This is a genomic window from Pseudoalteromonas sp. KAN5 (assembly GCF_022846535.1).
GTDB classification, from domain to species: domain Bacteria; phylum Pseudomonadota; class Gammaproteobacteria; order Enterobacterales; family Alteromonadaceae; genus Pseudoalteromonas; species Pseudoalteromonas haloplanktis.
Genome location: NZ_AP025589.1, coordinates 250,261 through 264,543, shown reverse-complemented (window position 1 = coordinate 264,543; position 14,283 = coordinate 250,261). Strand labels below are relative to the sequence as shown.

The window sequence follows — 14,283 nt, the reverse complement described above, 5'->3', positions numbered from 1 at the left end:
TTATGTTCCGATTATTATTCCTAATGCCCATTGTACTTTGCTTAATTTGGTACTTTTTTCTTAAATACAACCAAGTCCCGATCAAACAAGGTAAAAAAGGCTTTATATACATTTTGGCATTTTCTGCACTGGTGTTAGGTTTTTTTGTTCTAATGATGAAAGTCACTCACGTGTCGTGAGTGACTAAAAATAAATCAATATTACGCTCTGCGGCGTTCACGTAACATCAATAAACAAGGTGTGAGTACTAAGGTTAGTATAGTCGCAAAGGTCAAGCCCCCCGCAACGGCAGTTGCTAATTGCACCCACCACTGCGTTGACGGTGCACCAAAATCAATTGTGCGATTAAATAAATCAATATTGATCTGTAATACCATCGGCATTAAGCCCAAAATAGTTGTTACCGTGGTTAATAACACTGGTCGTAAGCGCTGTGCTCCCGTCCTTAAAATGGCATCTTTTACCGCAAGTCCTTGTGTTCTGAGTACGTTATAAGTATCAATTAGTACAATATTATTATTAACAACAATACCGGCTAACGAAATAACCCCAATGCCTGACATAACAATACCAAACGGTTGCTGTAACACTAATAACCCTAAGAACACGCCAACAGTTGAAAACACCACCGCGCTTAAAATCAAAAAGGCCTGATAAAAACTATTAAACTGAGTGACTAAAATAATACCCATCACAAACAGCGCAACTAAAAAGGCATTTTTCAAGAAAGCTTCTGATTCATCTTGATCTTCGGTTTCACCACGAACTTTGATTTTAACTCTAGGATCTAAGCCTTGCTCTTTAAGCTGTGCTTGTAAGCGCGGTAACGCTTTAGCCAGTTGTTCACCTACTTTCATATCAGCGTTAATGGTCACGACTCGGTGAGCGTCAACTCGACGAATTGTATCGACTTTTGGCGCCGCATGGCGTTCAACAAAATAGCTAATCGGTACTTGCCCATGTATGGTTTTAACACGTAACGTTTCAAGGCGGCTTAAGTCTCGTTTGTCATGCGGAAAGCGCACGCGAATATCAATTTCATCATCAACATCATCTGGGCGATACTCTCCCAGCTTTAATCCATTGGTAATTAACTGCACATTGGCACCGAGCATAGCGGCATCTGCGCCATAACGTGCGGCATCGGCTCGATTAAGTTTTAACTGCCATTCAATTCCCGGTTTTGAAGCGGTGTCGTCTACATTACGAAAAGCCCCATCGTTTTCAATGGCTTGGCGGATCACTTTAGCTTGTTGGTTGAGTATCTCAGGAAATTTTGAACTTAACTCTATACTCAGTGCTTTGCCGCCACCTGGGCCATTTTCATCCTTACGCATCTCAATCTCAACCCCAGCAAAGCTTGCTGTGATTTCATTAACTTGGGTAATAATGTCTTCAGCTGGCGGGCGTTCATGCCAATCTTTTAAATTTAATCGAAATGAACCTATTTGATCTTGCCCACCAGTGCGTGCATACAAGGTTTTAATACCCTCAACGGCCAAAATACGGGTTTCAATCTCCTTCATGATCACGTCTTTTTCATAAATAGACAAATCACTATACGAACGTACTTTAATATTTACCCCATTTGGCTCAACATCTGGGAAAAACTCAACCCCGAGTTTTGATGCTCCAAAGCCAATAAATACTAAAATTGAGAACACAATCGCCGCGAGTAAGGTCCACCATGGTTTATCAAGCGCCCTATCTAGTACACGCACATACCGCCCTGCAAAACCTTGCAGTTGAGTTAAATCACCAGATTCAGCAATCACTAAATCCTGCTTTTGCACTGGCGTTAAGGGTCTAATTTTTCCTATCATACCGCCAATTGTTGGTACAAAAACCAATGCCATTAGTAATGATGCTGATAGCGTCGCTATTAACGTAATTGGTAAGTACTTCATAAACTCACCCATCATTCCTGGCCAAAATATTAACGGTGCAAAAGCCGCAAGTGTCGTAGCCGTTGATGCAATAATTGGCCATGCCATACGCTCAGCAGCAATCTTATAAGCCTGCTTACGTGACTTGCCTTCACTCATTGCTCTATCAGCAAATTCTGTGACAACAATTGCACCATCTACCAACATCCCGACTGCCATGATCAGCGCAAATAGCACCACGATGTTGACGGTTAAGCCAAATAAAGAAATGACTAAAATACCCGTTAGAAATGAACCTGGGATCGCAATACCCACTAAAAAAGCAGTGCGAGCACCAAGGACTGCAACAATCACAATAACCACCAGCAATACCGCCGACAACACGTTATTTTGTAAGTCTGACAGCATCATTTCAACGTCTTTTGACATGTCACCGGTGTAATCAACACGAATATGCTCAGGCCATATTTTTTGCGCTTGCTTAACAACTTCTTTCACTTGCGCTACTGTGTCTATAATATTTTCCCCAGCACGCTTTTTTAACTTCAAGAGACACGGCTTGACGGCCGTTGATACGTGCGATTGAGTTCGGATCTTTATAAGCGCGGCGAATTTTAGCAACATCCATAAAGCGCACGACTCGATCGCCTACCACTTTTACAGGTTGTTCCATTACATCTTGAATGGTTTCAAATACCGAAGGAATTTTTACAGCAAAGCGCCCTTTACCAGTATCCAAAGTACCCGCCGCAACTAAGCGGTTATTGTTAGAAAGTAGTTGAATAATATCGTTTGGTTCAAGCCCGTAGGAGATCATCGCTAGCGGATCGACCTCAATTTCCACCATATCTTCACGATCCCCCCCACATCTACTTCCAATACGCTAGAGATGCTTTCGAGCTCGTCTTTTAAATTACGCGCAAGGGTTAATAAGCCTCGCTCTGGTGAGTCGCCTGAGAGTGTTAAAGTGATGGTGGGTTGCTCGTCTTCCATGAGTATTTCATGAACTTCTGGCTCTTCTGATTCAGAAGGGAGCTTTGCCTTGGCTAAACTGACTTTGTCACGCACATCGGCAAGCGCCTCTTTAGGATCCATGCCCGCCATAAACTCTAACGTAACAGAAGCATGGCCTTCACTGGCCACCGCGGTCATTTCTTTTACGCCCTCGATAGAACGCAATTCAATTTCCATGGGCCTTACAAGTAACCGTTCAGCATCTTCGGGTGATATACCATCATGAATGATGGATACGTAAATAAACGGAATCGTTACATCGGGATTCGCTTCTTTCGGAATATTTTGGTAGGTCACCCACCCTGATATCAATAATAAAATAAAAATCAGCAGTACTGTGCGCGTATGATTGAGCGAGGCTTCTATTAAATTTTTCATGCCGTTATTCGCCCGCTATAGTATCAGCTTCAACAAACACAGGTTCGACACTATCACCGACTCTAACAAAACCTTGCCCTAACGTGATCACATTTGCTGTTTCACCTAATCCCCACAACCACACTCCTTCAGCTGTCGATTTAGCAAGGCTCACATTTTTAAACTCGACACGATTTTCAGCGTTTATTACCTTAACTCCAATATTGCCTTCACTATCTAGTGCCATGTAGGCAGGACTTAGTAACATCGCTGGCGCGGAATCGAGGGAGATATCAAGTTGCGTTGAATAACCTGCTTTAAATTTCATTTCGGGATTGGCAAATGCAGCTTCGATACGAAACGTATTGGTGCTGTCGTCGGCGACAGAGGCAATATAACGCACTTTTCCTGGGTATGTTTTATCGTTTAAAACATGGGCGTGCACAGCTTGACCGACTTGCAAACCAGTAATTTCTTTTTGTGTCGCATCAGCACGAACCACTAAAGGATCAAGATCAACCAACTCTAAAATAGGATCGCCAATCGCAACATAATCACCGAGCTGTACAAGGCGTTTATTAATGATGCCACTAAAAGGCGCACGGATCTCGGTACGCTCCAATTGCAGTTCAAGCCCAGCTAAACGTGCTTTTCCTTGCGCTAATACCGCTTCGCTGCGCATAGTTTGCACCCGATCTTGCAATCCTTGATCTCTCAGTGACAACGCACCTTCATATTCTGCCGTATATTGCTTTAACAGTGCTGTGGCAGAGCCCAACTGTGCAACTAAATCAGATTTATCTAACTCAAGTATTAGTGCCCCTTGCTCAACAAACTGGCCTTCTTGCACATAAATTTTGTTAACTTCACCGGCTTGACGTGCACTCACACGGGCTAACTTATCTGGTTCTGATTTACCATAAAACGACAAGGTTTTCTTGATGTCTTGCGCGACTAATTTCACCACTTGCACTTTCGCTGTTTTCTCAAAAGTGCTTGAAGACTGCTCATTACTCGCATGACTTGATCCAGAGCCCATCCAAATACAAATAGCAACAACAATGATTATGGCGAGAATATAGGGTTTTTCTTCTAGTTGCTGGGCAAGCTTTTTCAACACAAAGTTTCCTTTTAGCTATCAATAATAAATGTGCATGATTGTGCAAATAATAGAGTACGTAGTAGTTTTAAGGCAATAAGATTAGAGTGTTATCTTTGGTATTAAATTTTAGTCAATAAAAAAGCCGCAACCTGCGGCTTTAATCAATATCTTTAAACGCTAAAACTAGCGCCACACCCGCAGGTAGTCGTTGCATTGGGGTTTGCAACAAAAAAGCGTGCGCCTTCAAGTCCTTCGGTATAATCTACTTCACCGTCAACTAAATATTGAATACTCATTGGGTCAACCACTAAGGTCACACCATTTTTAACAATTTCTAAATCGCCTGGATTTGCTTTTTCATCAAAAGTAAACCCATACTGGAAACCAGAGCAACCACCACCTGTGACATAAACACGCAGTTTTAAATTTGGATTCTCTTCTTCGTCGATTAACTGTTTAACACGAACAGCCGCTGCATCGCTGAACTTAATGGGTAATTCATCTGACATACCATAACCCTCTATACCTACATTATTGCGATTATCTAATACCCGAGTGTTTTAATCAAGTATAGGGATAAGTTTGCTTATAATAGTTAAGCTAATTTTTATATAGCCAGTTGTAAGCGATGTAAAATGGTGCACCTGTTATTTCTATACTATATTTATTTCTCAGGCTGAAATAAATCCACACGATACTCTGTTTCAATTAAGATGAGGGACCATCTTGGATAACCATTTAACGCTCCACTTTATTACATCTGAAATGCTGAATGCCCCAGTTATTTCGGCTCAGTATGATGGCTATCTTGTATTGGCCTCAATATTAACGGCCGTATTTGCATCTTATATTTCTTTTTTATTATCAGCGCGCATTAAAGGCTCACAATTAAAAGAAGAAACACGGCTATGGACAATCGTAGCATCTTGCTTTTTAGGTGGCGGAATTTGGGCTATGCACTTTATTGGCATGCTAGCCTATAAGCTCCCCATTCCTGTAGAGTACGATATCACAATAACGCTCGTGTCTATTTTTCCCAGTATTTTTGCCAGCTATATTGTTATGTCACCCACATTAGGGCGTTTTAATAATTTATGGCTCAGAAGTATACTCATGGGTCTAGGTATTGGCAGCATGCATTATATTGGCATGATGGCGATGCGCATGCCCGCCCATATGGCTTACGAACCCTGGTTATTTTCATTCTCTGTGTTGGTTGCTGTGGTGCTCTCAGGCCTGGCATTAAAAATAAACGAATTACGATTAAGCACCCATACTAAGCTTTATTGGGTAAACTTACTTGCAGCTTTGACCATGGGCACCGCTATCTCAGGCATGCATTACATAGGTATGATGTCTATGTATGTTTTTGCTGCACATCACACTACCTATATCACTAATGAAAATAGCGCTGAACTTGCCCAAGTTATCCTGTTTGTTCTGTTAGCACTGAGTTTATTTCTGGTTGGCGGGATGGAATTACGAGCCAGAAGCCTATTATCAGCAAAATTAAAAGCAGTACTAAATACAGTGCAAGATGCGGTCATCTGCTTTGATAAGCAAGGAAATATTGAGTTTGCAAATCCTGCCACAACCAGTATTTTTGGCTTTGAGCAGCACGAATTAATTGGTAAAAACATAGCCCTGTTGATACCACAAAAATATGCAACACAAACAACTCACTATAATGACGCTGAACAAGCAGGTAAAAGTCAATTATTACAAGGGCGAAACAACAAAGGGGCAGACTTTCCTATTACGGTCTCGATTAGTCCAATCAGAAAACACGCCAACCCCTCATTTGTCGCTACCATTAAAGATTTAACCAATATCCAAAATCAAGAAGCATTTACCCAAACCATTTTCGACACGTTACCAATTATGTTAGTCGTCAAAGAAGCTGAGCAACTGTCTTTTAGTCATATCAACAAAGCAGGTGAACAATTACTTGGGAAAACACGAGACGAACTTATTGGGCTCAGTGATTTTGATATATTTCCTGAGCAAGAGGCCGAATGTTTTACTGCGTCAGATCGATCAGTTTTAAGTTCCGGTGAAGGTATAACAATTGATGAGGAACCTATCACCATTGATGGCCAGACCCACTATTTACGCACGCGAAAAATGGCTATCAAAGATAGTCAGGGTAAAACAAAGTTTTTACTCGCAGTCGCTGAGGACATAACTGAACTGAGAGTTGCCAAGCTAGAACTTGAAAAGCTGCATCATCGTATGTCTATAGCAGCGAATGCGGCGCATATTGGCGTATGGGAGTGGAACTTTAAGACCAATGAACTGATCTGGGATGAGTGGATGTTCGCACTCTATGGCGTTGACAAGTCGGCTTTTACTAGTAACTACACTGAATGGGAAAAAAGAGTCCACCCAGATGATTTTAAAAATGTAATCAAAAATTTAAAAAGTGCGGTGGCCAATAAGGGGGAGTTCCATGCTGAGTTTCAAATTATGTTACCTAGTGGGGAAACACGTTACTTAAATGCTGACGGCCAGATCTATGGCGATTGTATGGTTGGAATTAATTTTGATATCTCAAAACGCGTGATTGCTGAAAATAAAATACTGCAATTAGCACAAACTGATCACCTCACCGGCCTCGCTAATCGTAATGCGTTATGTAAGTTTGCTGAGCACGCATTTGACTGCACAAAACGCACTGCCACTAAAGTCGCCTGTTTATATTTTGATTTAGACAAGTTTAAACCTATTAATGACACCCATGGCCACTTAATCGGTGACCTAGTTTTGGTTGAAATAGCGAAACGCTTAAGTGACACAGCCAGAAAAACCGATTGTATCGCCCGTATAGGTGGTGACGAATTTGTCATTCTCATCACTCACATTGAAGAAAACAACCAAGTTAAAACAGCATTGGCGCGATTTATTGCCGCGATTGAATTACCGATAATGTCATCACAAGGCAGTCTTTGTGTGGGGGCCAGTATCGGTTATGCTATTTACCCAGATGAAGGAGAAAGCTTAGATGAATTACTCAACAAAGCTGATGCCAGAATGTACAACCATAAACGCGCCAAGGATGTGAAACAACAAGTTATTATCAACCAGTGAGCTCCTAATAATGAATGAGAACCTACGAATTTTGGCCGTGACACACACTCCTTTATATTTTTACTACTTAGCCAATTGTACGCTACACAATCACCCAACTACTTGGTATCAATTTGATTTAAGTTAAACTATTGATGAAAATCAAAAGGACTTACTGTGACACTTTTGCTAAACTGCGCGCTGGAATAGGTGGCGAGGAACAAAGCATGTGGCTTGAAACGCTTAGGCGTCGCTTGGCAAAGCCAAAAACATCGGTGCAATTGTGCTTACTTGGCGTAAGTGCTGGATTAATTGCGGCGTTTTTGATCATTCTATTTCGTTTAACCATTCTATTTTTTCAAGGCTTATTCCTTGATAACCCTGACGATTTTACCACCTTACCGCCTCTAGAACGGGTGTTAATGCCTATTATTGCCGCGTTTTTAATTGCGCTATTCGCGGCTTTCACTGGTTTTAAACATTATCGATTAGGTATTCCTTTCGTTATTCACCGCATTAAAAGTCACTATGGGCAAATGCCGTTGTATAACACCGTTAATCAATTTGTCGGCGGTGCATTAGCATTGATCAGTGGTTTTTCTGTCGGCCGTGAAGGCCCTTCCGTCCATATGGGCGCAACCGGCGCTAGTATCTTAGCTGACAAACTGCATTTACCTTACAACGCTATGCGAACCCTAAGTGGTTGTGGGGTTGCAGCAGGCATTGCAGCCTCATTCAACACCCCATTAGCGGCGGTAATTTTTGTAATGGAAGTCGTGATGCGTGAGTACAAAGTGCATATCTTTGTGCCTATTATGCTTGCTGCGGTTACCGGTGCTTTAGCTACTCAATTTGTTTTTGGTAATGCCTCTGAATTAGAACTCATCACCATCACCACTTTAAGTGGTTGGCACTATCCATTTTTAGTCCTATTTGGTATTGCACTGGGCGCTGTTGCTTATGCGTTTAACCAAAATTTAATGCTGATCATCCGCACCTTTAAACCTTTAAGCATGTTTCCACGGCTGTTATTGGCAGGCCTTATCGCTGGCGGCATCGCTTATTTAGTTCCCCAAGCAATGGGGTCTGGGATGAGTGCAATAACGCTCGCCGTAGAAACCCCAGAAGATGTACAACTGCTCACCACCATTTTAATCGCTAAATTACTCGCCACCTTATTCGCTATTGGGCTAGGTATTCCCGGCGGCATTATTGGCCCAGTGATCGGGCTCGGCGTATTAATGGGCACCTTAATGGCGTTTTTTGCGCAATTTATTAGTCCAGGTGTTGATATAGCGGGTACTTACAGCGTGTTAGGCATGGCTGGGTTACTTGCCGCCACTTTACACGCGCCACTTGCCGCTTTAACCACGGTAATGGAGCTTACCTCAAGCCAAGAAATTATAGTTCCTGCTATGCTGGTTATTACAACCGCCTATGTTACTGCGTTACAAATATTTGGCAATCGCTCGATATTTTTACAGCAACTTGATTTTCAAGGCTTAAGTTATCAAGTTTCTCCAGCCACCGAAGCCCTACAAAAAGTAGGGGTTATGGACGAAATGGATGAAAACTTTAAGCTACTGTATTCAGATGATAAACAACAAATCGAAAGTACCTTAAATGCGGTGGATAGCCAAACCCCGCTGATTGTTTATGATGCTGAAAATGGCTACCGGCTTGCAGAGTATGATTTAAGTTTAATGTCGGATCAAAACATTGCTATTAACTATATCAGCCTGCAAGGGATCAGCAGCCAAGCAACCCTTGCCGATGCATTTGAGGTATTAAAAGATAAACGCAGTGGCGCTGTGTATATCTATAACTTACTCGATAATCAACAAATTATGGGGATTATGCGCTGGGATCAGATCCGCCATATCCTCACCATACGTAATAGCTTACTTTAACTAACCCAATAGAGAACATTATGAGCGCGCTACTAGTCTACAAAGCCCTACATATCTTTTTTATGATTGCCTGGTTTGCTGGCATTTTCTACCTGCCAAGACTGTTTGTTTATCATGCTATGAGCGAAGAGAAGTCATGTAATTCAATGCTTAAAGTCATGGAACGCCGCTTACTGTATTTTGTTACTCCGTTTGCCATATTAACCGCGGTATTTGGTGTATTAACCATTATGGAATACGGCCGTGAGTGGTTCAAACACAGCATGTGGCTGCACTACAAACTGGTATTAGTGATTATTTTATACCTATACCACGGCTTTTGTTTTAAGTTGCTGGCTGATTTTAAACACGACCGTAATACTCGAAGTCACCGTTTTTACCGTATTTTTAATGAGTTACCAGTATTGCTATTGTTAGTCATCATATTTTTAGCCGTAACTAAACCTAGTTTATAAAAAATTTGCTGTATACCCAAACCACCTCAAAATGTAGAAACTCGCTTCTTGAAGTGGTTTGGGTATAATATCGCGCGATTGCGTGCCCATCGTTGATGGTTGATCGCGCCCCTTTTCAATGTGATAGGAATAACCCCAATGTTAAGTTTCCAAGGTGAAAATATTCTTTCTGTCAATCAGCTCGACCGCGACTGTATTGAACGTATTTTTGCAGTAGCCAAAAAAATGGAGCCATATGCTAAAAAGCAAAAGCGCACCAATGTGTTAGAAGGCGCGATCTTAGCAAACCTATTCTTTGAGCCAAGTACCCGTACTCGTGTAAGTTTTGGCACCGCCTTTAATTTATTAGGCGGCCTCGTCCGTGAAACCACCGGCATGCAAAGCTCTGCACTTGCGAAAGGCGAATCGTTATACGATACCGCCCGTGTTATTTCAGCTTACGCAGATGCAGTCGCAATGCGCCACCCTGATGCAGGCTCTGTAGCTGAGTTTGCCACTGGCTGCTCAGTACCGGTGATCAACGGCGGCGACGGCCCAAATGAACACCCAACTCAGGCCTTGCTTGATTTGTTAACCATAGAACGTGAACTCAACCGTTTTGAGCAAGGTATTGATGGCATGCACATCGCCCTTGTTGGTGATTTAAAATATGGTCGTACTGTGCATTCACTCTCTAAGTTATTATGCCATTATAAAGACATCAAATTTTCAATGGTGGCACCTGATGGCTTACAAATGCCAAGCTACATTTTGGATGCCGTTGATAATGCAGGCCATAAAATTGAAATCGTCGACAAAATGGAAGGCAACTTAGCCGCCGATATAGTCTACCAAACCCGTATTCAAGAAGAGCGTTTTCCTTCTCAAGAAGAAGCGAATAAATACCGTGGTGGTTTTCGGATCAGCCAATCAATTTACAACGCACACTGCAAACCAAACTCCGTGTTAATGCATCCATTGCCGCGCGACAGCCGCATGGAAGCCAATGAACTCGATAACGATTTAAATAGTAACGATAACTTAGCTATCTTTCGCCAAGTACAAAATGGCGTGTTAATTCGCATGGCACTATTTGCATTGACCTTAGATGTTGCCGACAAAGTTGAGCAATATGAAGTTGCTGTGCCATGGTTTAGCCGTAAACGCGATAGTTAATCTACCAGTACAACTAATAGGATTTTTCATGACAATTAGCCAAGATTTATTTGCCCGCGCCCAAGCGTCTATCCCTGGTGGCGTAAACTCACCAGTACGTGCCTTTAATGGTGTTGGCGGTACGCCGCTGTTTATAACTAAAGCGCAAGGCCCATTTACCTTTGATGCCGATGGCAATCGTTACATTGATTATGTAGGCTCATGGGGCCCGATGATCATGGGCCATAATCACCCAGCCATTAAACAAGCGGTACTTGATGCGGTAGAAAATGGCCTTAGTTATGGTGCCCCCACTGAAACTGAAATTTTCATGGCTGAAAAAGTAAAACAGCTTGTGCCATCAATTGAAAAAGTACGCATGGTAAGCTCAGGCACTGAAGCCACCATGAGTGCGATCCGTTTAGCGCGTGGTTTTACCGGCCGTGACAAAATACTTAAGTTTGAAGGCTGTTACCACGGTCACGCAGACTCATTGTTAGTAAAAGCCGGTTCGGGCGCATTAACAATGGGTGTACCAAATTCACCGGGTATCCCTGAAGATTTTGCTAAGCACACCTTAACAGTGTCGTTTAACAACCTTGATGAAGTTAAAGCTATTTTCGCCAAGTACGCCGACGAAATCGCCTGTATTATCGTAGAGCCTGTAGCCGGTAACATGAACTGTATCCCGCCGGTTCCTGGCTTTTTAGAAGGCTTGCGCGCAGTATGTGACGAGTACAAATCAGTACTTATTTTTGATGAAGTAATGACAGGTTTTCGCGTAGCCCTTGGCGGCGCACAAGCCTATTACAATATCACTCCAGATTTAACCTGTTTAGGTAAAGTCATTGGTGGTGGTATGCCAGTAGGCGCTTTTGGTGGTAAAACTGAGATCATGGATTACATTGCACCAGTTGGCCCTGTGTATCAAGCTGGTACATTGTCTGGTAACCCAATCGCCATGGCAGCAGGCTTAAAAGCACTTGAACTTTTATGTGTTGATGGCCTACACGCTGAGCTTGAAGCAAAAAGCAAAGCAATCTGTGAAGGCTTTGAAGCCGCGGCTCAAAAAGCCGGTATTCCACTGACCACAAACTACGCCGGTGGCATGTATGGTTTCTTCTTCACTGAACAAGAAAAAGTAACCACTTACCAACAAGCAACGCAGTGCGATTTAGAGCGCTTTAAAAAGTTCTTCCACTTAATGCTTGAAGAGGGCGTGTACTTAGCACCTTCAGCGTTTGAAGCGGGCTTTGTTTGCTCTGAGCACTCAGAACAAGAAATCGCCGATACCATCGCCGCCGCCGAGCGTGCGTTCGCTAAGCTTTAAGTTGTAATTTTAAGTGATAAAAAAGCCCGTAAGGGCTTTTTTTGCTTCAGCTCTCATATCAATGAATGATATTACCAAGGTATGCGGTCTTAGTAATAAGTATTAACAACTAAGCCATCAAGAGAGCTCTATGTCAGGATTAAGACGCATAACTTCCCCCGCTATCAATTTGATGGCAAACCTCAAATATAAAACCAAAATTAGTTTAGTGTTTGGTATTTTATTAGTGCCTTTAAGCGTTAGTTTATTTTTTTTATTGTCTTTGCTTACTAATAATATTGAAGTATCGCAATCTAAACGCCATGGCTTGCATAGCTACAGTGCTTTACTTGATAACTATTTAAATTCACGTACAGATAATAATGCCGCTATCGCTCGCTCCTACGGCTATTCGGTTACAGATGCTCAATCGAACGAGGCATTAGAACGCATATCTACAGCTTCAAAGTTAGCCCTTGACGAGCAGTTAGCGAGCGCCTATTTAAATCGTACATTAGTCTCACCGCTGCCCGCCTTAATTTCGCAACTACATCAAATAAAGCAAAGTGCCGACACCGTACTAGAGCGCCAATCGTTTACTCCTGCAACATTTATTAGTTTATCTAACCTATCGAAATCATTACCACAATATTTAGCAAATGTTCGCACCACCTTACAAGTTGCGACTGATGCCAACAAACAAGTAGACGCAAAAATTACACCACAACTCAGTAAGCTTGAGCAGAGTATTATTAATTTTAAAACAGCTATAGATAAGAGAATACTTGAACCAGATGAGCTGGCACTGACCCAAGCTGAATTCACACAATTACATACCGAGGTTATCAACGATACCCGTCACTTGATTGCTGCAAGTGTACCAATGTTAGAACAGCTAATTAGTGAAAAGTTACAACAACAGCAATGGATCAGAAACACAGTACTGCTTGCTTCTTTATTTAGCTTGCTCAGCGCTTGTTACCTATTAATTGGTTTCTACTTTGCGGTGGTTGACGGTATCACTCGCTTCGCTAACGCAGCAGAGCATGCTGCAAATGGTAATTTAAATGCCAAGTTAGACACTATTGGCAGTGATGAAATGAGCATAATCACTACTCGATATAATGCCTTACTGAACGCATTTAAAGGTTTCTTGGCACAGGTTAATCAAACAACATTCGATTTAAGTAGCGCAATAATTTCTCTTGAACAAGCAAGCCATCAAACAAACCTTGATGTCGGTGAGCAACAAAATCGCGTCAATACCATTCACAGCGCCTTGAGTGAAATGGCTGACAGCGCACATACGGTCGAAGACGCTGCAAACCAAGCCATGCTGATTGCGCAAACAGCGGCAGATCACGTCTTAGAAAGCTCACATAACACCATGGAACTTGCTGAGTTTATGCACGATCTACAAGTTGAATTCAGTGACAATCAACATGCTTTAGATCGCCTAGCCAAAGACAGTCAAAATATAAGTAAAGTCAGTAAAGGGATCAGTGAAATAGCTGATCAAACTAACTTATTAGCACTTAATGCAGCTATTGAGGCTGCACGTGCGGGCGAACAAGGACGTGGTTTTGCTGTGGTAGCGGATGAAGTAAGAACCTTAGCTCAGCGGACTCAACTACAAACTCAAGAAATTCATCAAATCATCAGTTCTTTGCAACATGCCTCTGACGATACACAGCAAAAAATGCGCTCAAGTGTTGATAAAATGGTGCATTGCGTACAGTCAGCTAACAATACAAATAGCGTGCTGCAAAATGCGCAACAGAGTATGCAAGAAATAACATTACAAGGTAAGTTAATAGCCCAGCGGGTACAATCACAATCCATTGCCACCAGCCAAGTTTTAAAAGATTCGCAACAGATCAGTACGTTAGCAATAAAAGCACAAAACTCCGCGCATTCAAGCTCTGTAGATACAAAGACAATCAGCCAGCTGTCTGAGCAACTAAGCAGTGCGATGCAATTTTTTAAACCTTGATCAGCTTACTTGCTAAACAAACGCAGCAACCTAGGTTGCTGCGTTTGTTTATAAGTC

The 14,283-nt window shown here is 42.2% G+C and carries 8 protein-coding genes and 1 pseudogene; 6 read left to right on the top strand and 3 right to left on the bottom strand.

What is annotated here, in order from left to right; translation table 11 throughout:
* Positions 1 to 200 precede the first annotated feature (200 nt).
* The 3 genes and pseudogenes from KAN5_RS01125 to erpA all read right to left on the bottom strand — a co-directional run bounded on the left by KAN5_RS01125 (position 201) and on the right by erpA (position 4,868).
* Positions 201 to 3,278: pseudogene (locus tag KAN5_RS01125) on the bottom strand (efflux RND transporter permease subunit).
* Positions 3,279 to 3,282: 4 nt separating this feature from the next.
* Positions 3,283 to 4,377, bottom strand: coding sequence for an efflux RND transporter periplasmic adaptor subunit (locus KAN5_RS01120; RefSeq protein ID WP_138554747.1), 1,095 nt, complete (start codon positions 4,375 to 4,377; stop codon positions 3,283 to 3,285).
* Between the two features lie 152 nt (positions 4,378 to 4,529).
* Positions 4,530 to 4,868: an iron-sulfur cluster insertion protein ErpA gene (gene erpA, locus KAN5_RS01115; protein ID WP_016708676.1), complete on the bottom strand. Its 339-nt coding sequence runs from the start codon at positions 4,866 to 4,868 to the stop codon at positions 4,530 to 4,532.
* Positions 4,869 to 5,085: 217 nt separating this feature from the next.
* On the opposite strand from erpA, the gene KAN5_RS01110 reads away from it, so the two are divergent.
* The 6 genes from KAN5_RS01110 (at position 5,086) to KAN5_RS01085 (ending at position 14,226) form a co-directional block, all read left to right on the top strand.
* Positions 5,086 to 7,446 (top strand): diguanylate cyclase, encoded by a 2,361-nt coding sequence (locus KAN5_RS01110; RefSeq protein ID WP_244390240.1) that lies wholly within the window; start codon positions 5,086 to 5,088, stop codon positions 7,444 to 7,446.
* A 206-nt stretch (positions 7,447 to 7,652) separates the two neighbouring features.
* On the top strand, positions 7,653 to 9,335 hold the full coding sequence (locus KAN5_RS01105; protein ID WP_138554749.1) for a chloride channel protein: 1,683 nt from the start codon (positions 7,653 to 7,655) through the stop codon (positions 9,333 to 9,335).
* Between the two features lie 20 nt (positions 9,336 to 9,355).
* Positions 9,356 to 9,790 carry a CopD family protein gene (locus tag KAN5_RS01100; RefSeq protein WP_016708673.1) on the top strand — a complete coding sequence of 145 codons (435 nt, stop codon included), beginning with the start codon at positions 9,356 to 9,358 and terminating at the stop codon, positions 9,788 to 9,790.
* A gap of 138 nt (positions 9,791 to 9,928) precedes the next feature.
* Positions 9,929 to 10,945 (top strand): aspartate carbamoyltransferase, encoded by a 1,017-nt coding sequence (locus tag KAN5_RS01095; RefSeq protein ID WP_016708672.1) that lies wholly within the window; start codon positions 9,929 to 9,931, stop codon positions 10,943 to 10,945.
* Between the two features lie 28 nt (positions 10,946 to 10,973).
* On the top strand, positions 10,974 to 12,254 hold the full coding sequence (hemL, locus tag KAN5_RS01090) for a glutamate-1-semialdehyde 2,1-aminomutase (RefSeq protein ID WP_244390239.1): 1,281 nt from the start codon (positions 10,974 to 10,976) through the stop codon (positions 12,252 to 12,254).
* A 130-nt stretch (positions 12,255 to 12,384) separates the two neighbouring features.
* Positions 12,385 to 14,226 (top strand): methyl-accepting chemotaxis protein, encoded by a 1,842-nt coding sequence (locus KAN5_RS01085; RefSeq protein WP_244390238.1) that lies wholly within the window; start codon positions 12,385 to 12,387, stop codon positions 14,224 to 14,226.
* Positions 14,227 to 14,283 lie beyond the last annotated feature (57 nt).

Bases quoted from the DNA above. Each gene is read 5' to 3' on its own strand.
- KAN5_RS01085 (WP_244390238.1), top strand. From the start codon at position 12,385: ATGTCAGGATTAAGACGCATAACTTCCCCCGCTATCAATTTGATGGCA.
- KAN5_RS01095 (WP_016708672.1), top strand. From the start codon at position 9,929: ATGTTAAGTTTCCAAGGTGAAAATATTCTTTCTGTCAATCAGCTCGAC.
- KAN5_RS01100 (WP_016708673.1), top strand. From the start codon at position 9,356: ATGAGCGCGCTACTAGTCTACAAAGCCCTACATATCTTTTTTATGATT.
- KAN5_RS01105 (WP_138554749.1), top strand. From the start codon at position 7,653: ATGTGGCTTGAAACGCTTAGGCGTCGCTTGGCAAAGCCAAAAACATCG.
- hemL (WP_244390239.1), top strand. From the start codon at position 10,974: ATGACAATTAGCCAAGATTTATTTGCCCGCGCCCAAGCGTCTATCCCT.
- erpA (WP_016708676.1), bottom strand. From the start codon at position 4,868: ATGTCAGATGAATTACCCATTAAGTTCAGCGATGCAGCGGCTGTTCGT.